The organism is Sporomusa sphaeroides DSM 2875, assembly GCF_001941975.2.
GTDB classification, from domain to species: domain Bacteria; phylum Bacillota; class Negativicutes; order Sporomusales; family Sporomusaceae; genus Sporomusa; species Sporomusa sphaeroides.
On record NZ_CP146991.1, the window covers coordinates 3,234,933 to 3,261,801 of the forward strand.

A 26,869-nucleotide genomic window follows, 5' to 3' on the forward strand; every position below is an offset into this window, starting at 1 on the left:
TCAACCGTTAGGATACTTTACCAATTGCCTGTCACTGCCGGGAAAGCTTGGCATATAGCTGGGCCCGGAGCAGTCTAAGGCGAAACTCCCATAAACCGTACTTGGGTCGCGGCACATTAACCCGTTTAAGTTGATAAGCATCGCCGGCTGTTGTGCCCAGACCGGGCAGCCCGGTACAAGCGCCGCGATAACCGGCTTGCTGCACGGCAGCCATGGTTTGCCGATTATACTGGCCAAAAGGATAGGCCAGAAATTCCACCGGCTGCGGCAAATGCTCTTCCAATAGTTGTTTGGAACGTCTAAGCTCCTCCGCCACCACAGCCTGGTCGATTTGATTTAACGCCACATGACTGTGAGTATGGGAGGCAATTTCTGTGGTTCTGGCCTGCATATCCCGGATCTGTTCCCAGGTTAGATATGCCGGCTGTCCCACCTGGCCGGTAATGATGAATACCGTGCTTTTCATCCGGTACTTTTCCATGATGGGCAATGCGGTCAGATAATTATCGGCATAGCCGTCGTCAAAAGTAATAATAACCGGTTTCTCCGGCAGCCGGCCGGTCCCTTCCCTGGCGGCAAAAAGTTCGGACAACGAGACAGCCGTATAGCCGTGGCTGGCCAAATACTGCATTTGTTGTTCAAAATCTGCCGGATCAATACTATATATTTCAGCTGCACTGCTAACCTGATGATAGGCCAAAATAGGAACACCGGTGCCAGGTGCCAGCAGCCAAACGCTTATCAGTAAAATAACGGCAGCAGCACTTTGCAGAATTCTGATCATTTGCTCCCCAACTCAGGCTGAGATGAACGATTGGCGGCCAGGGCCTGGGCAATCTCTCCCAGCTTGCGCAGACGATGATTAATGCCCGATTTGCCAACCCGTTTCTCCATAATGGCTGCCAGCTCGGTCAGGGTGGCTTCCGGATAAGCCAGCCGGACTTCAGCCACTTCTTTAAGCGGTGCCGGCAGCTTGTCAAGCCCCATGAACTGTTCAATAAGGTGAATGCTCTCAATCTGCCGCACAGCGGCATTTACCGTTTTTTGCAGATTGGCTGTCTCGCAGTTAACCAGGCGGTTAACCTGATTGCGCATATCTTTAACTACCCGCACATTTTCAAATTGCAGGAGGGCACTGTGGGCACCAATGATTTGGAGAAAAGCGGTAATCGCGTTACCGTCCTTCAAATACACAATATAATCATCCTTGCGGTCGGTAATCCGGCCAGGCAGGCCCAGCGATTTCATAATCCTGACCAGTGACTTGGCCAGTTCGGCGTTGCCTGTCACCAGCTCCAGATGATAAGAGCCTTCCGGACGGTTAACAGAACCGGCCCCCAGGAACGCTCCCCGCAGATACGCCCGGCGACAGCAGGTTTTGCGCAAAATAGCGCCGTCAGAGTGAACGTTCAGGGCATCGCCGCGCATAATTCCCAGTGATGCCAACAGCTTATTCACTCCCGGTGACGGCACCACCCGCACATGGTAGGTATTATTCTTTTTAAGCCGTCGTCCCCGGGTAACCATCACTTCGGTTTTAATATTGGCATATTGTTTGATCAGGCTGAGTACCTTGCGGGTAACAGCGGCATTCTCACTGCTGAAATTAATTCCTAAGTTGGCATTGCCGCCAATAGCCATCGCGCCCCCCATCCGGATTAATGCCGCCAGTTCGGCGCCACAGCAACAGCTATTTTCTTCGGCTATGCGGGCCAACTCATTTTTTACATCTGCTGAAAAAGACAAATGCGTCAGTCCTTTGGTTAATCTTTTAGTTTTTTTATACTTTCCGACATGATGTAGTAATCCAGGAGCCGCATCCGGTCTGAATTAATTTTCAAATCATACACCATTGACATAATGGTGCGCGACAATCTCCCCGGATCATGCCGTACTAAATTAGTCTCACTGATAAGGTTGGCTTTGACCACCTTAATCCCCAGGGCCTCAATGGCTTCCACATCAGGCACCACCGGCTGCGCTCCCTGCTCTGCATAGAGTTCACGCAGTTCGGGTGCCACTTCCTGCACATTGATGACGGCAATATCAATACAGCCGGGACCGGCATGGTCGATGATGGCCTTAATGTGGTCACAGGCGGTATAGCCGTCAGTTTCCCCCGGCTGGGTCATTACGTTGCAAATATAAATTTTAACGGCATCGCTCTCCCGTAAAGCTTCTGCGATGCCTTGGACCAGTAGATTGGGAATGATGCTGGTATACAGGCTTCCCGGCCCTAAAATGCAGGCATCAGCCTCATGAATGGCCTCTACCGCCCCTTTTACCGGCGCGACATCAGCGGGTTTGATAAATACCTGTTTAATTGTTTTGCCTGCCAGCGAAATTTTCGATTCGCCCTCCACCAGCGTTCCGTCTGTCATTTCAGCTGCCAGCAGCACCCTTTCGGTAGAGGAAGGCAGTACCTGCCCCCGTACGGCCAGTACTTTGCTGGATTCCTTGAGCGCCAGCTCAACATCACCGACAATCTCGGCCATAGCGGCAATAAACAGGTTGCCGAAGCTATGACCGGCCAATTCACCATGGCCGCCAAACCGGTGTTGAAATAATTTTTCCATCAGCGGCTCGGTATCGGCCAGCGCTACCAGGCAATTGCGCAAATCACCGGGAGGAATAATCCCCAGGTCTTCCCGCAAGCGTCCGGACGAACCGCCGTCGTCGGCCACCGTTACAATGGCAGTCAAATTACTGGTAATGCTCTTGATGCCGCGCAGCAGCACCGACAGGCCGGTACCGCCGCCAATTACGGCAATTGCCGGTCCCCGGTTGAGTTTGCGTTTTTCAAAAATAATCTCAACCAGCTTGTCAGAGCCTTCCGGCACCAGCACACTAATGACAGACTTAATAATCTGCCGGGTTGCCGCCAGCATGGTTGCCAGCCCCAGGACAACAATCGCGCTGCCGGCAATGGTAGTGACAGCATAGTAATAGCTGCCTGTTGTCAGATAAAACAGGCGGAAGATGGCTTCTTCCACCACTCCGATATATTTATAGTTAAAAACAATGGCCAAGCCAATGCTGACAAAGATAACACCTGCCGAAAACAGGAGCAGCCAACGCTTGAACTTCATACCAGGATACAACCACTTTAAAAAATGCACTTTTTCACCCCCGAACAGGTGATTAAACACCTAGCTGCCGCTGCTGTTGCCAACGCATACTGTCTGCCAGCAGCGTATCGCAGTCTCACAGGCGACGGTCTTGCGCCTCATGGCACTCCCAACCGGATATTTCCGACCTGTTCTGAACTTATACTATGTTCCCTGCTATTCAATAATATTGTGTTTAATATCCCGATGTTCGACGTTAACCTTAAAGCCCTTGCCTTTGAGATATTCAAACATTTTTTCGGCGACAAAAACAGAACGATGCAAACCGCCGGTACAGCCGATAGCAATAACCAGCTGGCTCTTGCCTTCTTTAACATAATGCGGAATAAGAAAATCAATAAGACCTGACAGCTTTTCCATAAACTGCTGGGTAACCGGCCATTTCCAGATATATTCCCCGACCAAAGCCTCTTGTCCGCTTTTGCGCCGCAGTGATTCCACATAAAAGGGATTAGGCAGGAAACGGACATCCAATACCATATCGCCATCCAGCGGAATACCGTATTTGAAACCAAATGACACTACCGTAACCGTCATGCGCTCATGTTCACGCTCTTCGGTAAACAGTGTCGTGATCTTACCACGCAATTCAGCGGTTGACAGACCGGAAGTATCAATGATGTGATTGGCCCGTCCCCGGATTTGTTCCAGCCGGTCCCGTTCGCGGCAGATGCCTTCGCTGATGCGGCCATGAGGTGCCATGGGGTGACGGCGGCGGGTTTCCTTGTAGCGGCGGATAATGGTGGCATCCGCTGCTTCCAAAAATACTATCTCATAAAGAAAGCCTTGCTTTTCCATATCTTCCAGCACCTGAACCAGTGTGTCAAAAAATTCGCCGCCGCGAATATCAACCACCAGCGCGATCTTGGAGACCTTACCGCCTGATTGGGCACATAATTCGGCGAATTTGGGAATTAACATCGGCGGGAGGTTATCCACGCAAAAATAACCCAGGTCTTCCATAGCCCGCATCACCTGTGATTTACCGGCACCGGACATACCGGTGATAATTACCAGGCGAAAGTTATCCAGCATACACATACACCTCAATTTTTCCTTCTAGGCGATTGTTACTTTAATTATAGGGTAGTATTGGCAAAAAAGCAAAATACAGTTCCCATTATTTTTATTAATGGGAACTGCAAGTTCACCAGCAAAAATCAAACAGACTTGCCACCTGCTCTGCCGGCAGCGGCCGGCTGAATAAAAAGCCCTGCATCATATTACAATGCCGTTCCCGCAGCAATAGCCGCTGTTCGGGGGTTTCCACCCCTTCGGCAACAACTTTAAGATTCAGATTGTGCGCCAGTAAAATAATGGCCGATATAATGGCGGCATCCTGCTGGCTTTTGGCAGCATCCTGAACAAAAATCCGGTCGATCTTCAGGGTTGTTATCGGAAAGCGTTTCAGATAACTTAAGGAAGAATACCCTGTGCCGAAATCATCAATGGCAATTCCGATACCCATAGCACCTAATTCTTTGAGAATCGCAATGGTATATTCCACATCTTCCAGCGCAATGCTCTCGGTAATTTCCAGTTCCAGATACTCCGGCGCCAAGCCGGTAGCAGCCAGTACCTTGCTGATCCTGCCGGTGAAATCCGGCTGACGGAACTGGCGTCCGGATAAATTAACAGCCATCACCACCGGCGGATAACCGGCATCCTGCCAGGCTTTATTCTGCGCACACGCCGTACGGAGCACCCATTCGCCAATGGGTACAATCAGTCCGGTTTCCTCCGCCAGGGGAATAAACTCCATCGGCTGTATCAGGCCACGCTCAGGATGCAGCCAGCGTACCAGGGCCTCCACGCCGACGGTACGTCCGGTTGTGCCATCAATGAGCGGCTGATAATGAATCACCAGTTCATTATTATCGATCGCCTGACGCAAGCTATTTTCCAGCAGCATCCGCTCAAGAACCCGTTCATTCATACTTTTAGTATAAAACTGGTACGCGTCGCCACCCTGTTCTTTTGCCCGGTACATGGACGACTCGGCATTTTTTAGCAGCACATCCACATTCTGCCCGTCGTCAGGGCATACGGCAATACCGATACTGGCAGAGGTATGCCAGACATAGCCGTTCAAGTCAACCGGCTGTCTGATGCCCTCGATCAGGTCCTCGGCAATACTGGCCGCCACCTGGGAATCAGCCAGTTCCGGCAGCAAAATCCCGAACACGTCACCGCCTACCCTGGAAACCACGGCTTGTTTGCCTACGCAGGCATTCAGCCTGTTGGCAACAAGATGGATGAGTTTGTCACCCAGACCATGTCCGAGGGTATCGTTTACCAATTTAAAACGGTCAACACCGACAAACAACAACGCCAGCATGCCGCCGCTGCGCTCAATACCTGCTAAAGCCATCACTAAGCGGTCAATTAAGAGGAGACGGTTAGGCAGCCCGGTGGCAGCATCATAATAGGACAGATATTCAATCATAGCCTCCGCCCGTCCCAGCCTGATGGCTGCCCGCAGGCACTGGGACAGGCTGTCGGCCGAAAGCTTGTTTTTTACCATATAATCGGTAGCACCGGCTTTCATTACATCAACAGCCAGCTGTTCATCGCCCTGACCTGTCAGGATAATGACCGGTGTTTTGACCCCGGCGGCCCGAATGGCTGACAGTACAGCCAGGCCGCTGTCCCCTGGCAGGCATTGATCAAGAAAAACACAGTCATATCTGCCTGTTTGCGCCTCATTAAGCCCCTGGCTGCCGGTAACAGCCTCGTGAATAATAATCTGGGCATGAGCAGCCCTGAGTGCTCGCTTAACCATCATCCGGTCAACTTCATCATCATCGATTAACAGTATTCTCAGTTCTTCCGCCATAGCCAAACAACTCCTTACGGCATCTCGCTTAACGTCCAATAATGGTCAAGCGCTCCCAAGGTTTTAACAAATTCTTCAAATGAAACCGGCTTAATAATATAGCCGGCAACGTTGAACTGGTAAGCAGCAACAACATCCCGTTCTTCATTCGAGGTTGTCAGAACAATCACTGTTATCATTTTTAAGGCAGGGTCTTGTCTGATTTCGTGTAAAAATTCGATACCGTTCATCCGGGGCATATTGATATCAAGCAAAATTAATCTGGGCCAGGGCACAATGGCTTTGCCATTCTGACCACGCAGCATGGCTAATGCCTCAACACCATCACGGGCAATATAGAGAGGATTCGTAAGGTTAATTCGTTTAAAAGCCCGCTCAACATTCATTATATCGACTTCATCGTCTTCGATGAGCAGAATGTTCATGCTCTTATCCCGCATACTGCGCCCCCCTGACTACCAGTTACCATAGGTAGTTCTTACCATTGGCCGGATTTTCCTGCCTGTGACAGCAAGTTACATAATTAATTTGCTAGCTTGCCGGACGCAACAGGCATGCATACCGTTATGCCAGCACATATTTTTCAATAGCTTCCGCCACGCCATCGGCATCATTGGCCAGCGTTTCCAAACGGGCAATGGCTTTCACGGCCGCACTGGCGTTGCCCATCGCCACACTCCAACCGGCGTACTTGAGCATGTCGACATCATTGCCGCTATCGCCGACAGCCATTGTTTCCTCTTTTGTTATTCCCAGCGTATCGGCTAAAAAAGCCAGCGCTCTGCCTTTATTGGCCAACGGGTCAGTTATCTCCAGATAGGTTGGCTTGGATATTGCGATACTGAGCTGATTGCCAAACAGAGCCTTACATATGTCATATATCTCAAGAATGCCTTCCGGCGTGGACATAATCAGCATTTTATTGGAAGATTCTTCCCCGTCATACAGCCTGTCCCCCACAGCGGTGACCGGTACCGCCGCCAGGCGCGAATACTGCTCAGCGTATTGGTTGATTTTTTCCACATACAGTTCATCCCGGACATAATTTTGAATATACCAGCCCCGTTCTTTGCACAGGGCCAGCACCTGCTGCGACAGCTTCCGCTCAATGGGTTGATCCAGTAATACCTCTCCTGACAAACAGGACTTAATCAGCGCCCCGTTATAGGTAATAATCGGCACATCCAACCCCAGTTGCCGGGCATACGGTAAGGCCGAACGGTACATCCGCCCGGTGGCTATCGTCACCGTTACCCCCTGCGCCACGGCTTGGCGAATGACCTCACACGCCCGCGGCGAGACGGCCAGTTTACTGTTTAATAAGGTATCATCCAAATCCAATGCTACTAATTTTATTGCCATGTTACTCTCCTTTTTCTCCATAATGAAAAACAGGAATCTCGCTGCACGCAAAATTCCTGCCAATTATCTACCTGTCATGTATTACTTTTGACAGCGTGACACTGCATAGGGTTATTAGCAAAATCCCCGCCAGCGATGCTACCATACCAGTGATTTGAAACCCCGGCAATGCTTTGACCACCATGAACGGAGTAAACACATTGGTCACAACAGTAATACCGCCCAGATTCATGAATGAAAGCGGCAAATCGGCAATTGACAAGAGCGGCCTGATGGCGGCATTAGCCACCCCGACGATAGTCGCACCCAACAAAGTCCCGCCTAAAGTATCCACAAAAATACCCGGTAGTTCAACCACTACCATAAATAGAATTACCGCATTAATAATAATCCGCAGCAAAAAACCACTCACCGTACTACTCCTTCCACCAAGGTCTGGCAAAATCAACCGACACTATTTATTATATCCCAAGAGACAAAAATTCGGCAATATGGTTATTACCATTTTTTTTGCAGTTGTCATCATACCAGCTGCGGCTTTACTCTACAATCTCTGTTTCCAGCAATAACAGCGCCCGTTTCAGGTCGATACCGCCCTCAAAGCCGGTCAGACTGCCATTAGCCCCCACTACCCGGTGGCAGGGCACCACCAGCGGCGTCCGGTTGCCGTTCAGCGCACCGCCAACCGCTCTGGCCGCCTTTGGATTGCCGACAGCCTGGGCTACCGCCTGATAACTGACAGTAGTACCGTACGGGATGCCTGCCGTATAGGTGAGCACCGCCGTCTGAAACGGGGTATACAGCCGCCAGTCAACCGGTACGCTGAAAGTAACCGGAAACCCCTGAAAATATAGTTGCAACTCCCGGCTCAGTTCCTCAGACCAGAGGCAGGCTTCCCGGCCTGCCTCCAGCATGGTGAACTCTTTAACACGGATATCGGCCAAGGCAGCCGTTTCGTCAGCACACGGAAACCCTAATTCCCACAAGCCTACATCAGACCATATGGCAGCAATCGGACCCCAGGCAGTGGAAATCAGATCACAATACAAGGCCGGTGGCTTTGCTGTGGGCTTTACCATAATATTTCTACAGGCACGTCATTGGTCTGGGCTGTACCTGTCAAGGTCATGGCCGCACTGAGTTCGGCCCGGTATTTATTGATCATAAAATCCACCCCATCCGCCCCGCCGCCTACTGCGGCAATGGCCAGCGGCCGTCCGAGCAGCACGGCATCAGCACCCAGAGCCAGCATTTTTAATACATCAGCTCCACTTCTGATGCCGCCGTCAACCAATACAGTCATCTTGCCTTTCACAGCTTCGGCAATATACGGGAGCACCTCGGCCGTACCAGGCGTATAATCCAGCGCCCGTCCACCATGGTTGGACACGACAATGGCATCAACACCGGCCTGCCAGCAGGCCTCAGCATCATCAGGGGTCATAATCCCTTTAACGATAAAAGGAATGGTGGTACGGTTTTTGATGTATTCCAGTTCATGAATAGTCTTAGGGCCTACAGGCTGTCCGGCATTAGTCATATTAACCAGCGCGGCGGCATCGATATCTATGCCAAAAGCCGGACAACCGGCAGCAGCCGCCTGTTTAGCCAGTTCAACAATTTTATCTGTCTCACGCGGTTTGATAATCGGTATTCCCCAGCCCTGTTCCTTGCCAATTGCCGCCATACCTGTGGAAAAAACCGCCGGATTGGGGCCGTCACCGGTCATACCGATAGTGCCGGCCTTACGACAGCCGCTGACAATGGCTGTGTCGTATTCTTCCTCTGTCAGTGCACCTTTCATATTCATCGCAATGCCGCCAATAGCTGCGGCAATAATGGGCAGCGTTAATTCCAAACCAAATATCCGACAGGACATATCAGGATTTTTCACACTATGAATGGTTCTTAAATTCAGGCGGCAGTCAGCCAGAGCTTCTACATTATGCCGAAAGGCCGCACCTGTACCCAAACCGCCCATGCCTGGCACTTCTCCGGCACAGACAATCCCATTGCATACAGGACAAAGCCGGCAGGCACCCTGAAATTTTTCTTTTGCAGCCGTCTTAATGCTTATAATATCCATTTCGTCCCTCCTGATTATACATTCAGTATTTTGATGAAATTCTTGTTTGTCTGTCAAAATCCTGCCGGTAAAACCGCAAAGGCAAGCATAATTTTAATTTTAGGAAGCAAAGGGGGACAGTCACTTTGCTTCCTAAATCAGATTGCGATAGATAAATGGAGACTTAATTCAGGGCTAACAGCCCGCAAGAATGATGAAAACCGGTGCTGCAATCAGTCTCCCACCTTTGCAACAATCCATTCTTTTTTGACCTGCCACAGACCTGCCTGCATATCCGGGTACAGGCAGGAGCCGGTCGCCTTTACCTTTTGGTCATAGCGAAACAAATTTTGCCAGCTGTCCCGGCACTCTTTTTTGAGGTGGGGATAAAAGGGGGTTGTGTGTATATCCCCTGCATAACGAATGCCATAGCGAGCTAGCTTTTCGGCAAATAGAGCTTCCTCTGCTGCTGATTCACCAATATAGTTAAGGTTCAGTATCTTGTTCCAGTCGCTCATCCGGAAAAATACCGCGCTCGCAAGGGGAACGCTGAGCTTCAATATTTGGTGGCCGGGATGACGTTCCAGGTATTTTATATCACAAAAAGACCAGACAGCCGATTCGGCTTGCTGCGGTTTGGGAACAATACGCTGCGCATGTTCAGTATACCAGGCATATGCCTGGAGAAACACAGCAGATACTTCGGCATATTTCCGGGAAATGTACTCTAGTTTGACATAATGATGCCCATGCGCCAAGAGGTTAGCGACTACTTCATCAGTCTGGGCTGTGTACAGTGTTATCTGGTTATGCTGACAATCCATTCTTTCTTCAACTCCCATATAGTTCCCACCCTGGCTTCAGTCAAAACGATACTCTCGTCAAATAGTCGATCCCAGCTTTTAATGATCTTTTGTCTGATATTGGGGTAGAAAGGTTTCATATAAGCAGTACAATCGTCAACTCCATAACGGCGCAGCAGTGCCGCATGTTCTTGTTCATCCTGTGCATCAGCAGGGATATACATATAGTTGACGATCCGGCCCCATTTATCAAAATCCATGGTAATAAGCTGATCTTCGTCTACCAGGATTTCTATCTGCACATTGCCCGGGCTGTTCGCTATTTTTTCTTCCTCTGCTAAAGACACCCAGATAGGGTATTGTACATCTTGAGGAGGCATGACCAACTTGCTTGCTGCTAAATAATACCAATTGTATACATCCAGGTACAGCGAGGCGTGTTCCTCCATTTTACCCACTATGTATTCTTTTTTTACGATATACCGGTCATTGGCTTCTAAATCTTTGAGGATGTTTTCATGTTGCTTGGTCCAAATTCTTATCTTATTCTTCATTTTGTTCTCCACCTAATTTCCTTAGTAGCCCACCCAGCCTAAATCTATAGTGTTCTTGCCGCGAGATTTTCCGCCCAGCTTCGTTGTCGTCGCCTTACATATGTCCGATATGCGCGGCTCCTCCGCCTTACTGGACGAAAAATCTCGCACAATTCATCCTATATCTTAGGCTTGGCGGACTACTAGTTGAATTTATATGTATTTTAGCACTTGTTTTTTAAACTAATCAACAAAACTAAAGCCTAAAAAATCTCTGCATTTTTGTGCTGTACAACCAACTTGTACTATTTTATACTATCTATACAAAATATAGTGAGAAGCGAGGTAGCGCATTGACACTGAAACAATTTTATGAGAAGTTCAAAGAAAAACATCAGCTGACATTAATAGCCGGCGAAAAGGGTATTCATGCTTCTATTGAAGGCATCTATCTGTTAGAGGATTTGAATAATATTAAATTTCTGCGCGACAGAGGCTTGATTATTACAACCGGACTTGCCAACCATTATGACGACTACTGGCTTGAAGAACTCCTTTGTGCGGCGAGACGAAAAAGCGCAAGCGGTGTTATCCTATGTATGGGGGCTTATATTACCGAGATACCGCTTCCTCTTGTTGAATACTGCAACTATAACAATTTGCCGCTGCTTGTCATACCTTGGGACATATATATTGTTGATATTATGCAAGAATATTATGATGATTTTTTTAAAGAGAAACAACAAGGAGAATATTTTGGTAAAATATTCTCCAATGCGATGTTTAACAATACTATTGACAATGAATTTATTGCAGACCATGAGGATATGAAACCGTATTCTTATTCTACCTATGGGATTGTTGCTTTTAAAAATGTTGCTAAGGACACATTAACTGCCGTCCTGAATCAAACTGAGGAAAAATACCTGATTCTGACGAAAAAAACTACACTGTATGCCATTTTATATAACATAACTGAAAGCAATTTTTCGGCAGCAGCAGCTTTGCTGCATATGTCTCTAAGTACCAAGCCTGTTCATTATGGGATTGCCACTCTGGGGCAGGGTATACACTCGCTATTTAACAAACGAATAGAATCAGATAAAGCGTTGCAAGTAGCAATGGCTACCCGCAAGACTTACTGCTGCTATAATGAGTTAGGCCTTTATCGAATTATATTAGGTATTTCCGATGGGGCGATATTGGACGATTTATATACACAGTCGCTGAAGGCTGTTGTCGACTACGACAATGAGCATAACTCCAATTACCTAGAAATACTGCGCTATTATATCGAATTTAATTCCAGTGTCCAACGGGTTGCTGAACACACTTTTACACATCGAAATACTATCAATTACAGTATTGGAAAAATCAAAAAAATACTCCAGAGCGATTTGTCTTCCATGGAAGAGCGCTGCCGGATTCAACTGGCTTTTTGTCTTTATGACTTACAGCAGTGAAGCAGAGAGACGGTTATATTAGAAACGGCAAAGGTCAACGGACGCAAAAAATCCGCTGACCTCTGTCTCGCAGGTATCGTTTGATGATCAGAACAGGTAACTTATATGTTCGAGAAAACAAGATACTATTCCAAAGCAAAGTGAATGTTCCCCTGCTTCGCGTTCCCCTGTTTCTTGCTCTTTTGCTGACTGCTTATATCGGGAATTTTGTCGAATACGGATATGTTTTTTACAAGCTGTATGAGGATTGGACACTTGTGATATTCCTCTACATAATTTTTTATTACATCTTTCAGTGGTTTTTCAGCATCCATAAATAATTTCCTCCCATTGGTGTATTTTTGAATTTGTATGTATTTTAGCACTTGTTTTTTCGGCGTTCAATGAGATTGGAGCCTAAAAAAAACTCTGCTTTTTCGTGCTGCACAACCAACTGCTATTCGATTTATACTATTTATAGTTTCAGTAAATGAAATGAGGGGTATATCATTGACGCTAAAACAATTTTATGAAAAGTTTCAAAAAAAGCACCAGCTAACACTACTAGCTGGTGAAAAGGGTATCTATGAGCCTGTCGAATGGGTTTATCTGCTAGAGGACCTGAATAATGTTAAATACCTGCGCGGCAGAGAGTTAATAATTACGACCGGGCTTGCCAACAATTATGACCGCTGGCTTGAAGAGTTCATTTATTCAGTACATAAAAAAGGGGTAAGCGGTATTATCTTATGTATTGGAACTTATATTAAGGATGTGCCGAATTCTCTTATTGACTACTGCAACGCCAATGGCTTGCCGCTACTTATCATACCGTGGGAAATACGCATGGTTGATATTATGCAGGATTACTATGATGATACTATTAAAGAGAAACAAGAAGCACAATATTTCAGCAAAATATTTTCCAGTGCCATGTTTGATAATCGGATTGATAATGCACTTATTGCTGAACATGAAGATATGGAGCAGTATGTCTATTCCACCTATGGAATTGTCGCTTTCAAAAACATTGCTGCCGATAAATTAACTGCGTTGTTAAATCAAGTGGAACAAAAATATTTGATTTTGACGAAAAAAACGATACAGTATGCCATCCTGTATAACATAACCGAAAGCAATTTTTCGGCTGTAATAGCTTTCCTGCATAAGTCCTTAAGCACCGGATCTATTCATTATGGCATTGCCGCTTTGGGGCAGGGCATACACTCGCTATTTGATAAACGAATAGAAGCAGATAAAGCCCTGCAAGTAGCAATGGCTACCCGCAAAACTTATTGCTTCTATAATGACTTAGGTTTGTATCAAATTATATTAGGCATTTCCAATGAGGCGATATTAGACAATTTATATGCGCAAACGCTGAAGCCTATTGTAGAGTACGACCAACAACACAAATCCAGTTATTTAGAAACGCTGCGCTATTATATTGAATTTAACTCCAGTGTACAACTCATTGCTGAGCACACCTTTACCCATCGAAATACCATCAACTACCGTATTGCCAAAATCAAAAGCTTACTCCAGAGCGACTTGTCTTCCGCACAAGAGCGTTGCCGGATTCAACTGGCTTTTTGCCTTTATGATTTACGACAAGGATAATATACTTCCTCATGATATTATTGTTCATTACTGCCGGTGAAATAATCACCATTACAAGCCTTACACCTGCTATTAAATAAAACAAGACTTGGCATAAGCCAAGTCTTGTTTTATGTGCTATATTTGCTCGAACTGGTCTTTGCCTACGCCGCAGACCGGGCATTGCCAGTCTTCCGATACATCGGCAAATGCTGTTCCCGGCTGAACGCCATGGTCCAGGTCGCCCTGATCCGGATCATACTCATAACCGCATACCATACATCTATACTTTTCCATTACTATCCACTCCTTATTAATAATAAACTACTTGTCTAATATTTTACTATTTTTACAAGAAGATTGCAAACAAAAGCTGCCAATAAGTACCTGTACTTATTCATACACTTTCTTGCGAAAGAAATTGTACACCGCTTCAGCCGCAGGCAGCGTCATGCCGTTAACTTTCGTTAGTTCCGCTACCTCGGCGGCTTTAATTTTGGGCAGGCTGCCGAAATGATCCCACAGCGCTTTCCGGCGTTTGGCGCCAATGCCAGGGATATGGTCAAGCACTGACACCAGATTACGCTTGGACCGCAATTTTCGGTGGTAGGTAATGGCAAAGCGGTGGGCTTCGTCGCGGATGCGCTGCACCAAATACAGCGACTGGGAGTGCCGTGGCAGAATGAGCGGTTCGCTGATTCCTTCACGGAAGATATGTTCAAATTCCTTGGCAAGCCCCACTACCGTCACTTCTGTAAGCCCGGCAGCACGAATAATGGGCAGGGCCGAGCTAAGCTGGCCTTTGCCGCCGTCGATAATAATCAAATCCGGCACAGGTCCTTTTTCGATTGCCTCGCGATAACGCCGCCCCACTACCTCCTGCATGGACTTAAAGTCATCCGGCTTGCCTTCGACGGTTTTTAACTTATAGCGGCGGTATTCATTCTTATTGGGCTGCCCGCCCTCAAACACCACCATCGACGCCACCGTTTCCGAACCTTGTATATGGGAAATGTCAAAACACTCAATCCGTTCAGGCGCACCCGGCAAGCCCAGGTACTGTCCAAGCTCGGCTGCGGCGCCGGCCGTCTTGCCGGCATCGGCTTCCAGCCGCACCGCCTGTTCTTCCAGTACGGTGGCCGCGTTGCCTGCCGCCATATTGACCAAATCTTTCTTCGTGCCTCGTTTCGGGGTTTCTACCTGTACCCGCCCGCCTTTGACACCGCTCAGCCACTCGGCTAAAAGATGCTGCTCCGCCAGCGCCAGCGGCAGCAGGATTTCCCGGGGAATAAAGGCAGCCTGGCTGTAGTACTGTTTAACAAAGGCTTCCAGGATAGTCTGATCGGTTTCATCCTCGCCGCCTGTCAGCATGAAGTGATCCCGTCCCACCATTTTGCCGCTGCGAATAAAGAATACCTGGGCACAAATCCCGGCGGCCGACCTGGCCAAGCCAATGGCATCCTGGTCGCCGCTGCCTGTTACCATGTTTTGCTTTTCAATAATTTTCTCGACAGCCGCAAGCTGGTCGCGCAGCCTGGCAGCCTGTTCAAACTCCAGGTCTTCCGCCGCTTGTCCCATGGCCTGCTTAAGCTGCTTAACAACCGCGTCACTGCGGCCTTCCAGAAACAGACCCACGGCTTTAATCATCCCGCCGTAGGTTTCATGATCCACTTTCCCGGCACACGGAGCCAGGCAGCGTTTAATATGGTGTTCCAGGCAAGGACGCTTGGCGTCAAGCTGGCGGCAGGAACGCAGCGGAAACAGGTTTTTTAAGAGCTTGAGCGTTTCATGCACCGCGCCGGCACTGGTGTACGGACCGAAATACCTGGCACCGTCTTTTACCACCTTACGGGTGGCATATACTCGGGGATAGTCTTCTCGCGTCACCTTAATATAGGGGTAGCTTTTGTCGTCCCGTAAGCTGATATTGTACTTGGGACGATGTTTTTTTATCAGATTGCACTCCAGTATCAGGGCTTCAATTTCAGAAGCAGTAATGATATACTCCAGGTCGGCAATCCTCGCCACCAAAGCAATTACTTTGGGCGAATGATTACGGCTTGACTGAAAATAGGAGCGCACCCGGTTTTTCAAATTAATGGCTTTGCCGACATAGATAATCCGGTTTTTCCCGTCTTTCATCAGATAGACGCCAGGCTTGTCAGGCAATAATGCCAGTTTTTCCTCAACTGCAGGAGATATTACAGAAATGACCGGACACCTCCTTTACTCACGCTGCTGCCGCGGCCCGCGCGCCAGGATGGGGGCTAAATACTGACCGGTATACGATTTCGCCACAGCCACCACCTGCTCCGGCGTACCCTGCGCGACAATGGTGCCGCCCCGGTTGCCGCCCTCCGGCCCCAGGTCAATAATATAATCAGCGGTTTTAATCACATCCAGGTTGTGTTCAATAACCACAACCGTATCGCCGCCGTCAACCAGCCGCTGCAGCACCTCCAGCAGGCGGTGAATATCGGCGGTATGCAAACCGGTAGTGGGCTCATCCAGAATATACAGCGTTTTGCCGGTACTGCGCCGTGCCAGTTCGGTGGCCAGCTTAACCCGCTGCGCCTCGCCGCCCGACAATTGGGTCGCAGGCTGACCAAGCTTGATATACCCCAGGCCCACATCCTTCATAATCTGCAGCTTGCGGTGAATCTTGGGGAGATTCTGGAAAAATTCAACCGCTTCGTCGACCACCATGTCCAGAACCTGGGCAATGCTTTTCCCCTTGTAGTGGACTTCCAGCGTCTCACGGTTGTAGCGGGCTCCCTTGCACACTTCACAAGGCACATAGACATCAGGCAAAAAGTGCATTTCAATCTTAATAATGCCGTCACCTTTGCAGGCTTCGCAACGGCCACCTTTGACATTAAAGCTGAAGCGGCCCGGACGGTAGCCCCGCATCTTGGCTTCTGACGTCTGGCTGAACAGTTCCCGGATGCTGTCAAACAAACTGGTATAGGTCGCCGGATTGGAGCGCGGTGTCCGGCCAATAGGCGACTGGTCGATATCAATAATTTTATCAATATATTCCAGACCGCGAATACTGTCATGGTCTCCCGGCCGGGCGCGGCTGGCGCGATACAGCTGACTGACCAGGCCCTTGTATAAAATTTCGTTGACCAGCGTGCTTTTGCCAGAACCCGACACCCCGGTAACAGCGGTAAACACGCCTAACGGGAACCGGACATTGACCTTTTTGAGGTTGTTTTCCTTAGCTCCGATAACCTCCAGCCATTTGCCGTTTGGCTGACGGCGCTCGGCCGGTACGGGAATGGCTTTGCGTCCGCTTAAATACTGGCCTGTTACCGAGTCTTCGCAGGCTTTGATGTCATCGACAGTACCTGCGGCGACAATATTGCCGCCGTGCGCACCGGCAGCCGGGCCAATGTCGATAATATGATCGGCGGTATACATGGTATCTTCATCATGTTCCACCACCAGCAGCGTATTTCCCAGATTGCGCAAATGCTTCAGCGTGTCCAGGAGACGGTTGTTGTCGCGCTGATGCAGGCCGATGCTGGGCTCATCCAGAATGTACAGCACCCCGACCAAGCCTGAACCAATTTGCGTCGCCAGCCGGATGCGCTGAGCTTCACCGCCGGAAAGCGTACCGGCAGCCCGGTCAAGCGTCAGGTAATCCAGGCCGACATTGAGCAAAAAGCCCAGACGGGCATTAATCTCTTTTAATATCTGGTTGGCAATGACTTTTTCCCGCTCAGTAAGCTCCAGCTTGCTGAAAAAGGCTTGAGACTCAGCCACCGTCAGGCGGGTGATTTCATAAATATTTTTGCCGCCGACCCTGATGGCCAGCGCTTCCGGCTTAAGTCTTGCCCCTTTGCACGCCGGGCAGGGCTTGGAGCTCATGTATTCTTCAATTTCTTCCCTGGACCAGTCGGAAGTGGACTCACGGTGCCGCCGGGAAAGCATCGGCAATACCCCTTCAAACACCGAGTAATAGGTTTTGGTTTCGCCATACATATTATCATAACGGAAAGTGAATTTCTCAGCCCCGCCGCCATGAAGAATAATCTCCTTCAGATCATCAGGGGTATTTTCCCAGGTGTCATACAGGGTTTTGCCATAGCGTTCCAACACGGCTTCCAGCTGGCACATGAAATAGGAATTGGTATTCTTGCTCAAGGCCGCAATGGCCCCGTCAATAAAAGACTTGCCCGGGTCAGGAATGACCAGCGCCTGGTCTATTTCCAGGTTGTTGCCGAGACCGGTGCAGTCCGGGCAGGCACCAAAGGGATTGTTAAAAGAAAACATCCGCGGGGCAATCTCCGGCAGGCTGATACTGCAATCCACACAGGCAAAATTCTGGCTGAATATCAGTTCGTTAGTGCCGCCGGTATCGACAGTAAGAATGCCGCCGCCCAGTTCAAGCGCAGTTTCAATAGAGTCGGCCAGACGGGTAGCAATCCCGTCACGCACTACAATGCGGTCGACCACAACTTCGATGGTATGTTTCTTGTGCCTTTCCAGCTTAATCTCATCCGTAACATCACGGACCTCGCCGTCCACCCGCACCCGGACATAGCCTTGTTTGCCGATATCCTCCAGAACTTTCTGATGCTCGCCCTTCTTCCCGCGAATTACCGGTGCCATAATGCTCAGTCGGGCACCCTCGCCTAAAGCCAGCAATTGGTCGACCATCTGTTCCACCGTCTGCTGCGCAATAGGCTTGCCGCATTTGGGACAATACGGCCGTCCCGCCCGGGCAAACAGCAGGCGAAGATAATCATAAATCTCAGTAACGGTCCCCACGGTGGAACGCGGGTTGCGGCTGGTGGTCTTTTGGTCAATGGATATCGCCGGCGATAAGCCTTCGATATAGTCGACATCCGGTTTGTCCATCTGGCCCAGAAACTGCCGGGCATAGGCGGACAATGACTCCACATAGCGCCGCTGCCCTTCGGCATAAATGGTATCAAACGCCAGTGATGATTTGCCTGAGCCGCTCAGCCCGGTAATAACCACCAGTTGGTCGCGTGGAATAGTTATGTCAATGTTTTTTAAATTGTGTTGTCTGGCACCTTTAATGATAATACTGTCTGTCATGCTTGTCTTATTCCCCTCTTTTAACTACTGCATATTAATGGATAGCAATTATTCGTTTTATATTATACCAGTATCTTAATGATAATGGTAGCATCTTGTCAGCGTAAAATTACAAAGCGACCCGGAATTATCCAGGGGGCTTACTCGCTCGCCTGTGCCCGTATGGGTATAACTCCCGCTTTTAGAAGCGGGAGTCTTATAGCGAGTTTAGCCAGCGGATAAGGGCAACAGGAGCTGCTACTTCTTCCTGGCTTTATTCGTCTTACTGCCGGTTTTGCCGGCTGTTTTGCCTTTACCTGTTCCACCCCCGGCTTTTTGCCGGAGTTCGACAATCATATCTCTAAGTTCAGCCGCCCGCTCAAATTCGAGCTGTCTGGAGGCCTGACGCATTTCTTTCTCCAAATTGTCCGCCAAGTCCAGCATATCGGCACGCTGCATATTGCCAATACGGTCGGCTTTATATTCAGCCGGAGTTTCGGCAACCCTGGTGGTTTCGATAAGTTCTTTAACCCGTTTTTCAATGGTTTTCGGCGTAATCCCATGCTTGGTATTATAAGCCATCTGAATCTCGCGGCGTCGTTCGGTCTCACCCATCGCCCGCCGCATGGAGTCGGTGATGGTATCGGCATACATAATAACCTTGCCATGGACATTACGGGCAGCGCGGCCGATGGTCTGTACCAGCGAGGTCTCTGAACGCAGGAAACCCTCTTTGTCGGCATCCAGGATAGCGACAAGCGATACTTCCGGCATATCCAGGCCTTCCCTGAGCAGGTTGATACCGACAAGCACATCATGCACCCCGGCCCGCAAATCCCGGATAATCTCCACCCGTTCGATTGTCGCAATATCAGAATGGAGATAGGTTACTTTGATGCCCATGCCTTTTAGATATTCTGTCAGGTTTTCCGCCATCTTCTTGGTCAGGGTAGTAACCAGCACCCGCTCATTGGCGGCTGTGCGCAGCTTGATTTCATCCAGCAAATCGTCCATCTGCCCTTTGATGGGACGTACTTCAATTTCAGGATCAATAAGTCCGGTTGGCCGGATAATTTGCTGGGCTACCTGACTGGCTGCCTTCAGTTCATAAGCAGCCGGTGTGGCCGAAACATAGACAATCTGATTAATCCGCTCGACAAACTCATCAAAGGTCAGCGGCCGGTTATCGAACGCCGAGGGTAAACGGAAGCCATTTTCAACCAGCGATTCTTTGCGTGAACGGTCGCCGGCATACATGGCCCTAATCTGGGGCAGGGTAACATGAGATTCGTCAATAACAATCAGAAAATCCTCCGGAAAATAATCCACCAGCGTATAGGGAGACTCTCCCGGCTGACGCTGGGTCAGGTGGCGGGAGTAATTTTCGATGCCTGAACAATAGCCCATTTCCAGCATCATTTCCAGGTCATAGCGGGTGCGCTGCTCCAGGCGCTGGGCCTCCAGCAGCTTATTGCCGGCCCGCAGAGAGGCCAGGCGGTCATCTAGTTCGGCTTCAATGTCCTGCACTGCCCGCAGCATGTTTTCCCGGGAGGTAACATAGTGAGAGGCCGGATAAACCGCAATATGTTTCCTTTCCCCGACAATTTCACCAGTCAGGGTGTCAATCTCCAAAATACGTTCCACTTCATCGCCGAACAATTCGACCCGCAAAGCCTTTTCCCCGTAGGCTGCCGGGAAAATTTCCACAACATCACCACGGACCCGGAAGGTTCCCCGGGTAAAATTGTAATCATTGCGCTCATACTGGATATCGACAAGCTTACGCAGGATTTCGTCCCTGTCTTTTAGCTGACCCTGCCGCAGCGACAGCACCAGCCCCCGGTATTCATCCGGCGAACCCAAACCATAAATGCAGGAAACACTGGCCACGATAATAACATCCCGCCGTTCAAACAGCGAACTGGTGGCCGAGTGGCGCAGCTTATCAATTTCATCATTGATGGAAGCGTCTTTTTCTATATAGGTATCGGTCTGCGCAATATAGGCCTCAGGCTGATAATAGTCATAATAGCTGACAAAATATTCAACAGCATTATTGGGGAAAAACTCCTTAAACTCACTGGCCAGCTGAGCCGCCAGGGTTTTGTTATGGGCTATGACCAAAGTCGGCTTTTGTACAGCCTCAATAACTTTGGCCATAGTAAAGGTCTTACCGGTACCGGTAGCTCCCAGCAGCACCTGAGCGGCATCACCCTGTTTGATGCCTTCAGCCAATTGGACAATAGCTGCCGGCTGATCACCTGTCGGCACGAAGGGCGCTTCCACCTTGAACGGAATACTGCCCTCATGGTGGACGGTATTGAGTTTTGGTACGGTTGCCATAGTTATCACCTATCTTACTTTATAAATAAATGGAGACTTGATGCAGATGAGGCTCCAACCCCATCTGCATCCCCGTCAGATAAGAAAGTTTTTCATAAATATCACTATCCAGAACATATGTTTGCTTTGTTTTTATTATAGCACGCACATATGTTCTGGTCAAATATCTCAGCATTTCAAAGTCTTCTCAATTTATCCCGGACCCAGTCAAACAGTCCATAGCGTTCCTCTGTCATCACGGCGTAAAACTGTTCATCTCCGTCGGGGACCAAAATTACCCCCAAACGGCGCTCGCCGCGCTTGAATTTAATAGTTTTAACCTGCGTGGTCCCTTCACGTTCAAACACAAGCTCAAAGCGTTCCGGCGCTTGAGCGAGAGCCACTGCCAGGTCATAACGGCTGTTGATGGTAAAGCCTGCAATATGGGTAATAATATCTCCCGGCGCCAGCACCCTGGCTGCCGGTGCATCAACAACCGTATCAAGCGTCATTACGCCATACGGCGGCGGAACAAAACGGGGAGGAGCGTCCATCTCGCGCCGGTTGTCACGCTGAATAAGAAATTCATGCCCGAGGGGCGACAATACGGCGGCAATGGCCTGAAGCCAGGTGTATTTAGCCGATAATATGGCAAGCACCAGCAGCACGATACTGTAGGCAGCCAAATGCAATGCCGATTGCCGCCGCCGCTGCTGCGGCAGGCTGGCAATGGCCATATCGGCATAACCAAGGGCGGCTACCACCGGTGCCATAACATAAACCCAGGCCGAACCGGCCGGTGCTTCCTGCACTAACGGCAGCAGCGGCCACCAGTCCGGCATGTTGAGGATGCCACCGGTTCCGGTACCTGTGGGAACAGCCACCGCGGCCAGGATAACCAGCGGCAAAGGCCAGAAGTTTTGCAGACTGAAGGCGCCGACCAAGGTGCCATCGCTCTTTTTAATAATCATCGGCATGGAGCTGTAACCGCCGCTGACGGCAATTAACAAGCTCTCGGTTATATGCAGTACGGCAACCAGCGACAATACCTGCGGCACATTGACCTCAGGCCAGCCAAACAATACATTGGACAAAGCCACCAAACCACCGGCATAGGCAAAGCACAAAAACCGCATGTTAATCAGCATAAGTGCCAGCGCCACCGGCCAAATGTAGGCAAGACCAAGTTGGTTGATGGTGACACCGACAAGGGTCAGCAGCCAGCTGGCCGCTATGCCGCCAAGCAGGCCGTAAGCCCCGGCCAGCATAATCTGCTGGGTCAGCGAGTAGTTGTATACGCCAAACATTTGGAGCTGACGTTTTTGCATCTGCCAGTACTGATAACCAACCAGCGCCAGGATCAGCCAAAAGTTAAAATTAAATACGATACCTACAGCACCGCGAACAATAAGCAGCATAATATCAGACCATGGAAACAACTTGTCCTCACCTCAATGAACAATAAGGTTGGTTTATATATATAAACCAACCTCACCTTTTATTATAATTTGCTTTGCAAAACCTCAAGCGCCTTTTCAAGCTGTACATCTTTGTCTTTGGTCTCAGGCAGTTCAATAGTAATGTCCGGTTCAATACCTACCCCGTTAATGGAGCGGTCTTTTGGCGTCAGGTATTTGGCAATGGTCAGTTTGACAGCCGAAGCTTCATCAAGCCGAATAACCGTTTGAACAGAACCTTTGCCATAGGTTTTGGTGCCAATCAGGGTGCCGACACCGGTATCCTGGACAGCTCCGGCTACAATTTCGGAAGCACTGGCACTGCCGCCGTTAACCAGAACAGCTACCGGATATTTCGGTACTGCCAGGTTAGAGGAATGCGTCTCCCGCTGCCCGTCCCGGGTAACTACCGAAACCACCGGACCTTTTGGTACAAGCTGGCTGGCCACTTCAACACTTTCGTTCAGGAGGCCGCCCGGATTGTCCCGCAAATCCAGTACGATTGCCTTCATCCCTTGTTTCTCAAGTTCCTGCAGCTTATGAATAAAATCGTCACCGGTATTTTCGTTAAACATGGATATGCGAATATAGCCAATATGATTATCCATCATTTTTCCGGCAACTGTCTTAATCTGGATGTTGGAACGGGTTAAGGTATAGTCTTGGGTATCCTCACCGCGCTTAATGGTCAGGACCACCTTACTGCCTTCCGGCCCGCGGATTTTATTGACGGCTTCGTCCAGGGCCAGATCTTTGGTATCCTGGCCGTCTATTTTGATGATCTGGTCACCGCTCTTAATGCCGGCTTTTTCACCAGGGGTTCCTTCAATGGGGGCTACCACGGTAAGCAGTTTATCTTTGGTGCCAATAACAATACCGACACCGCCGAAAGAGCCTTCTGTCTCAATCATGAAATCCTTAAACATCTTGTTGTCCATATAGATGGAGTGCGGATCATTCAGGGAGTTGACCATTCCCTTGATTGACCCGGCCATCAGGGTGTCAACAGACACATCCTCGACATACCGTGACTTAACGACCTGCAATGCACGTAGCACTCTGAGCGTGCTCACAACATCAGATGACCAGGCATTCATCAAATATAAGAAGCCGGCAGATGTAGCCAAAAATGTCATCAAAACCAAAAGTACTGCGCCAAAAAGTATTTTACGGCGGCTCAATCAACACACCTCGCAAGAGTCGCGGGTTGGATGGATACAGGGTTCTGCGCATTCGCAGAACCCGGCAGCCGCCTCGCTCCGGACTACGCCTTTTTTCATTTCATCCTTTTAACTATATGTCAAAATGGCTGTAAATATTCTAGTAGTCCGCCAAGCCCAAATCCACAGTGTTCTTGGCGCGATACTTCCCGCCCAGCTTCGTTGTCGTCGCCTTACATATGTCCGATATGCGCGGCTCCTCCGCCTCGCTGAGCGAAAAATCTCGCGCAATTCATCCTATGGCTTTAGACTGGGCAGACTACTAGGGCAAATATCCCATCGGACTGACCGGCGAACCATTTTCCCGTACTTCAAAATGCAGGTGCGGGCCGGTCGAGTAACCGGTCGAACCGCAGCGGGAAATTGTCTGGCCTTTATATACCCGGTAGCCTTCCTCCACCAGCAGTTCGGAGTTATGAGCATACAGGGTTGATATGCCGCCGCCGTGATCAATAATAACAGCCTTGCCATAGCCGCCCATCCAGCCGCTGAAAATAACAGTACCGTTGTCGGCTGCAGCAATGGCGTCGCCATAGTCGGCGCCAATATCAATACCGCTGTGGAAACGCTGGGTGCCAAAAATCGGATGGGTCCGCCAGCCGAAGGGGGAAGTAATCGGACCTGAAGCCGGCCATAAGAGTGCGCCGGTGCCTTCGACAGCACCGCCCTTCTGACTGCGGCGAATCATTTGTTCAATTTGGCGGGAAGTTTCCATAAGCTCCTGATAGGCGCGCTCAGCAGTGTCGCGTTCACTCACCGCATCATCCAGAACCTTTTCCCGGTCGTTTTTCCTGACTTCAATGAGCGCTTTTTTGGCAGCAGCCTCGGCTTTAAGCTCAGTAATAGCGGCTTTATCCCGCTCCAGCTCAGCCCGCTTCTGCACTACCAGCTCGCGCTCGGCCTTTACCTGGGCAACCAGTGTCATATCAAGGTTAACCACCCGCTTCAACAAATCGGCTCTGGTGGTAAAATCGACAAAATCGGCTGCGCCAAACAGTACATCAAGATAATTGACTTGTCCATTCTTATAAATATCCCGCATCCGCTTGTTAAGAATTTGGCTGCGCTCAGCCAGATTCTTCTCCACCTTAGCCAATAATTCCGTATTAAGCTCGATTTGCTGTTCTGTGGCTTCCAGTTTGGCTAAGATTGATTTATAATCGGCGGCAGCAGCATCCAAATCTCCCTGGATCAGCCGCAATTGGTCTGATACGCTGTCTACCTGCTGCTGTGCCTGCGCAACCTTGCTTTGCTGCGCCTCCATCTGCCGTTGAATCGTTTGCAGTTCACGCTGCTTCTGGTCAAGCTCATCCGCCAGCGCGGTTCCCAGCACACTAATGCCCAGAACAACGGCCAGCCCTGCCGATAAAATTCGTTTACTTGGCAAAATTCTCCCTCCTAGACATTCATAAACCGACGCAAGGAAATCGTGCTGCCGAGCGCCCCAATCGCCGTACCGACAATGAGCAGCACAATACTGATATGGGTTAAGAACGGATCCTGCGGAATCAGCGGCAAAAACGCCAGTGACTCATACACTTTTTCGGTAAGCGATCTATAGGTCTGACTAAGAATCAGCACCGCGAACAACGCACCGCCAAAGCCCAGAATCATGCCTTCAATCATAAACGGCAGCCGGATAAACCAATCGGTAGCACCAATATACTTCATAATTCCGATCTCCCGGCGGCGGGCAAAAACGGTAATCCGGATGGTGTTGGAAATAATGAACAAAGCGGCTAGCGCCAGGAAGACAATCAGGATCAAGCCAAAAATCCGAATCATTTTTGTCAACGAGAACAATTGTTCAATAACTTCCTGACCATATTTGGCCGTTTCAATCCCTTTTAGCTCGCCAATGGCCTGGGCCACCGGCTTAACATACTCAGGCCTGTCCACTTTCACTTCAAAGGCATTGGGCAACGGATTGGTTTCCCCTAATGCCGTAAGCAAGCCTTGCTGTTCTCCCAAACGTTCCTTAAACCGGGTCATTGCTTCTTCTTTATCCACAAACATAACCTGGGTAACACCGTGCAACCGGGTAATCCGGGTGCCGATTTCCCGCATTTCCAAATCGGACAAACCGTCTTCCATATAGACAGTAATCTGCACCTGGGTTTCCAAGGTGGAGGCCATATGGTTAAGATTAAGCACCATAACCAAAAACATGCCCAATATCAGGAGCGACAGCGCCACCGTACTCACCGAAGCAATGCTCATAAGGCCATTGCGGCGGATGGAGGAAGCAGCCTCCCGCACAAAATATTCCAAGGTTCTAATTTTCATAGCCGTATACCCCTTTCACCTGGTCACGGACAATACGGCCTTTTTCTATAGCGATAACCCGTTTTCGCATGGCATCAACCACCGTCTTATCATGGGTAGCCATAACAATAGTGGTACCGGCTTTGTTGATGGTGTCAAAAACCTTCATAATTTCCCATGAAGTCTCCGGGTCCAGGTTGCCTGTCGGTTCATCGGCAATAACAATTGCCGGGTTATTGACAATGGCCCGGGCAATCGCCACCCGCTGCTGCTCACCGCCTGACAGTTCTGACGGATAAGTACGCACCTTATGTCTAAGACCTACTAGATCAAGCACATTATGTACCCGCTTCTGCATCTCCCGGCGGGAAGATTCAATGACCTGCATAGCAAAGGCCACATTATCATATACCGTTTTATTGGGTAACAGGCGATAATCCTGGAAAACAATCCCCAGGCCCCGCCGTAAATACGGCACTTGGTTTGACGGCATCTCAAGCAAGCTGCGGCCATTAACTACAAGCCGCCCGCTGGTAGGCAATTCTTCCCGGAGGATAAGCTTTATGAAGGTCGACTTGCCTGCACCGCTCGGACCTACTACGAAAACAAACTCACCTTTGCCAATTTCCACTGTAATATCTGATAATGCAACCGAGCCGCTACTATATACTTTCGACACTTCATTCATGTAAATCAATACTAAAGTACCTCCATTGTAAAGTGAAAGACAAAACGATTACTTATTCGACATTTGTCATGCAAAACCTCTTTTTTCTATAAATTTAATA

General features: G+C 49.3%; 24 protein-coding genes. 2 read left to right on the plus strand and 22 right to left on the minus strand.

Features of this window, described 5'->3' with window-relative positions; genetic code table 11:
- Window positions 1-31 precede the first annotated feature (31 nt).
- The 12 genes from SPSPH_RS15135 to SPSPH_RS15190 all read right to left on the minus strand — a co-directional run bounded on the left by SPSPH_RS15135 (window position 32) and on the right by SPSPH_RS15190 (window position 10,748).
- Window positions 32-784, minus strand: a complete 753-nt coding sequence (locus SPSPH_RS15135) for a polysaccharide deacetylase family protein (RefSeq protein WP_075757398.1) — start codon at window positions 782-784, stop codon at window positions 32-34.
- A complete protein-coding gene (gene whiA / locus SPSPH_RS15140) occupies window positions 781-1,746 on the minus strand; it encodes a DNA-binding protein WhiA (RefSeq protein WP_075757397.1) in 966 nt (321 codons plus the stop codon). Before whiA ends, SPSPH_RS15135 begins: the two co-directional genes overlap by 4 nt.
- A gap of 17 nt (window positions 1,747-1,763) precedes the next feature.
- Window positions 1,764-3,119, minus strand: a complete 1,356-nt coding sequence (locus SPSPH_RS15145) for a gluconeogenesis factor YvcK family protein (protein WP_075757396.1) — start codon at window positions 3,117-3,119, stop codon at window positions 1,764-1,766.
- A 165-nt stretch (window positions 3,120-3,284) separates the two neighbouring features.
- Complete coding sequence (gene rapZ, locus SPSPH_RS15150) at window positions 3,285-4,160, minus strand: RNase adapter RapZ (RefSeq protein WP_075757585.1); 876 nt, start codon at window positions 4,158-4,160, stop codon at window positions 3,285-3,287.
- Between the two features lie 115 nt (window positions 4,161-4,275).
- Window positions 4,276-5,964 (minus strand): putative bifunctional diguanylate cyclase/phosphodiesterase, encoded by a 1,689-nt coding sequence (locus tag SPSPH_RS15155; protein ID WP_075757395.1) that lies wholly within the window; start codon window positions 5,962-5,964, stop codon window positions 4,276-4,278.
- A 14-nt stretch (window positions 5,965-5,978) separates the two neighbouring features.
- Window positions 5,979-6,404, minus strand: coding sequence for a response regulator (locus SPSPH_RS15160; RefSeq protein WP_075757394.1), 426 nt, complete (start codon window positions 6,402-6,404; stop codon window positions 5,979-5,981).
- 124 nt (window positions 6,405-6,528) lie between these two features.
- Entirely contained in the window at window positions 6,529-7,326 is a 798-nt protein-coding gene (locus SPSPH_RS15165; protein WP_075757393.1) for a Cof-type HAD-IIB family hydrolase, read from the minus strand.
- 67 nt (window positions 7,327-7,393) lie between these two features.
- A complete protein-coding gene (locus SPSPH_RS15170; protein WP_075757392.1) occupies window positions 7,394-7,738 on the minus strand; it encodes a phage holin family protein in 345 nt (114 codons plus the stop codon).
- Window positions 7,739-7,865: 127 nt separating this feature from the next.
- Entirely contained in the window at window positions 7,866-8,405 is a 540-nt protein-coding gene (locus SPSPH_RS15175) for a methylated-DNA--[protein]-cysteine S-methyltransferase (RefSeq protein WP_083945686.1), read from the minus strand.
- Window positions 8,399-9,412, minus strand: coding sequence for an alpha-hydroxy-acid oxidizing protein (locus tag SPSPH_RS15180; RefSeq protein WP_075757391.1), 1,014 nt, complete (start codon window positions 9,410-9,412; stop codon window positions 8,399-8,401). The genes SPSPH_RS15175 and SPSPH_RS15180 overlap by 7 nt, the downstream gene beginning before the upstream one ends.
- A gap of 212 nt (window positions 9,413-9,624) precedes the next feature.
- Window positions 9,625-10,233 (minus strand): DUF3841 domain-containing protein, encoded by a 609-nt coding sequence (locus SPSPH_RS15185; RefSeq protein ID WP_075757390.1) that lies wholly within the window; start codon window positions 10,231-10,233, stop codon window positions 9,625-9,627.
- Window positions 10,191-10,748, minus strand: coding sequence for a DUF3841 domain-containing protein (locus tag SPSPH_RS15190; RefSeq protein ID WP_075757389.1), 558 nt, complete (start codon window positions 10,746-10,748; stop codon window positions 10,191-10,193). The genes SPSPH_RS15185 and SPSPH_RS15190 overlap by 43 nt, the downstream gene beginning before the upstream one ends.
- A 332-nt stretch (window positions 10,749-11,080) precedes the next feature.
- Here SPSPH_RS15190 and SPSPH_RS15195 point away from each other — a divergent pair, with 332 nt between their 5' ends.
- Window positions 11,081-12,190, plus strand: coding sequence for a PucR family transcriptional regulator (locus SPSPH_RS15195; RefSeq protein ID WP_075757388.1), 1,110 nt, complete (start codon window positions 11,081-11,083; stop codon window positions 12,188-12,190).
- Window positions 12,191-12,315: 125 nt separating this feature from the next.
- On the opposite strand, the gene SPSPH_RS15200 is transcribed toward SPSPH_RS15195, so the two are convergent.
- Window positions 12,316-12,504, minus strand: coding sequence for a hypothetical protein (locus SPSPH_RS15200; protein WP_075757387.1), 189 nt, complete (start codon window positions 12,502-12,504; stop codon window positions 12,316-12,318).
- Window positions 12,505-12,679: 175 nt separating this feature from the next.
- On the opposite strand from SPSPH_RS15200, the gene SPSPH_RS15205 reads away from it, so the two are divergent.
- Window positions 12,680-13,789, plus strand: a complete 1,110-nt coding sequence (locus tag SPSPH_RS15205; protein ID WP_075757386.1) for a PucR family transcriptional regulator — start codon at window positions 12,680-12,682, stop codon at window positions 13,787-13,789.
- A gap of 117 nt (window positions 13,790-13,906) precedes the next feature.
- On the opposite strand, the gene rd is transcribed toward SPSPH_RS15205, so the two are convergent.
- From rd to ftsE, 9 genes are all read right to left on the minus strand, one after another.
- Window positions 13,907-14,065: a rubredoxin gene (gene rd / locus SPSPH_RS15210; protein ID WP_075757385.1), complete on the minus strand. Its 159-nt coding sequence runs from the start codon at window positions 14,063-14,065 to the stop codon at window positions 13,907-13,909.
- Between the two features lie 96 nt (window positions 14,066-14,161).
- The gene (gene uvrC, locus SPSPH_RS15215; RefSeq protein ID WP_075757384.1) at window positions 14,162-15,970 is read right to left on the minus strand and encodes an excinuclease ABC subunit UvrC; all 1,809 of its coding nucleotides are present in this window, start codon (window positions 15,968-15,970) and stop codon (window positions 14,162-14,164) included.
- A 24-nt stretch (window positions 15,971-15,994) separates the two neighbouring features.
- Window positions 15,995-18,838, minus strand: a complete 2,844-nt coding sequence (gene uvrA, locus SPSPH_RS15220) for an excinuclease ABC subunit UvrA (RefSeq protein WP_075757383.1) — start codon at window positions 18,836-18,838, stop codon at window positions 15,995-15,997.
- A gap of 237 nt (window positions 18,839-19,075) precedes the next feature.
- On the minus strand, window positions 19,076-21,160 hold the full coding sequence (gene uvrB / locus SPSPH_RS15225; RefSeq protein WP_075757382.1) for an excinuclease ABC subunit UvrB: 2,085 nt from the start codon (window positions 21,158-21,160) through the stop codon (window positions 19,076-19,078).
- A 176-nt stretch (window positions 21,161-21,336) separates the two neighbouring features.
- Window positions 21,337-22,578 carry a trypsin gene (locus tag SPSPH_RS15230; RefSeq protein ID WP_075757381.1) on the minus strand — a complete coding sequence of 414 codons (1,242 nt, stop codon included), beginning with the start codon at window positions 22,576-22,578 and terminating at the stop codon, window positions 21,337-21,339.
- Between the two features lie 62 nt (window positions 22,579-22,640).
- Window positions 22,641-23,777: a S41 family peptidase gene (locus tag SPSPH_RS15235; RefSeq protein WP_075757380.1), complete on the minus strand. Its 1,137-nt coding sequence runs from the start codon at window positions 23,775-23,777 to the stop codon at window positions 22,641-22,643.
- A 301-nt stretch (window positions 23,778-24,078) separates the two neighbouring features.
- Window positions 24,079-25,206: a murein hydrolase activator EnvC family protein gene (locus SPSPH_RS15240; protein ID WP_075757379.1), complete on the minus strand. Its 1,128-nt coding sequence runs from the start codon at window positions 25,204-25,206 to the stop codon at window positions 24,079-24,081.
- An 8-nt stretch (window positions 25,207-25,214) separates the two neighbouring features.
- A complete protein-coding gene (ftsX, locus tag SPSPH_RS15245; protein WP_075757378.1) occupies window positions 25,215-26,102 on the minus strand; it encodes a permease-like cell division protein FtsX in 888 nt (295 codons plus the stop codon).
- Window positions 26,092-26,778, minus strand: a complete 687-nt coding sequence (gene ftsE / locus SPSPH_RS15250) for a cell division ATP-binding protein FtsE (RefSeq protein WP_075757377.1) — start codon at window positions 26,776-26,778, stop codon at window positions 26,092-26,094. Before ftsE ends, ftsX begins: the two co-directional genes overlap by 11 nt.
- Window positions 26,779-26,869 lie beyond the last annotated feature (91 nt).

Bases quoted from the DNA above. Each gene is read 5' to 3' on its own strand.
- SPSPH_RS15135 (WP_075757398.1), bottom strand. From the start codon at position 784: ATGATCAGAATTCTGCAAAGTGCTGCTGCCGTTATTTTACTGATAAGC.
- SPSPH_RS15155 (WP_075757395.1), bottom strand. From the start codon at position 5,964: ATGGCGGAAGAACTGAGAATACTGTTAATCGATGATGATGAAGTTGAC.
- SPSPH_RS15160 (WP_075757394.1), bottom strand. From the start codon at position 6,404: ATGCGGGATAAGAGCATGAACATTCTGCTCATCGAAGACGATGAAGTC.
- SPSPH_RS15165 (WP_075757393.1), bottom strand. From the start codon at position 7,326: ATGGCAATAAAATTAGTAGCATTGGATTTGGATGATACCTTATTAAAC.
- SPSPH_RS15175 (WP_083945686.1), bottom strand. From the start codon at position 8,405: ATGGTAAAGCCCACAGCAAAGCCACCGGCCTTGTATTGTGATCTGATT.
- SPSPH_RS15180 (WP_075757391.1), bottom strand. From the start codon at position 9,412: ATGGATATTATAAGCATTAAGACGGCTGCAAAAGAAAAATTTCAGGGT.
- SPSPH_RS15185 (WP_075757390.1), bottom strand. From the start codon at position 10,233: ATGGGAGTTGAAGAAAGAATGGATTGTCAGCATAACCAGATAACACTG.
- SPSPH_RS15190 (WP_075757389.1), bottom strand. From the start codon at position 10,748: ATGAAGAATAAGATAAGAATTTGGACCAAGCAACATGAAAACATCCTC.
- SPSPH_RS15200 (WP_075757387.1), bottom strand. From the start codon at position 12,504: ATGGATGCTGAAAAACCACTGAAAGATGTAATAAAAAATTATGTAGAG.
- rd (WP_075757385.1), bottom strand. From the start codon at position 14,065: ATGGAAAAGTATAGATGTATGGTATGCGGTTATGAGTATGATCCGGAT.
- uvrA (WP_075757383.1), bottom strand. From the start codon at position 18,838: ATGACAGACAGTATTATCATTAAAGGTGCCAGACAACACAATTTAAAA.
- uvrB (WP_075757382.1), bottom strand. From the start codon at position 21,160: ATGGCAACCGTACCAAAACTCAATACCGTCCACCATGAGGGCAGTATT.
- ftsX (WP_075757378.1), bottom strand. From the start codon at position 26,102: ATGAAAATTAGAACCTTGGAATATTTTGTGCGGGAGGCTGCTTCCTCC.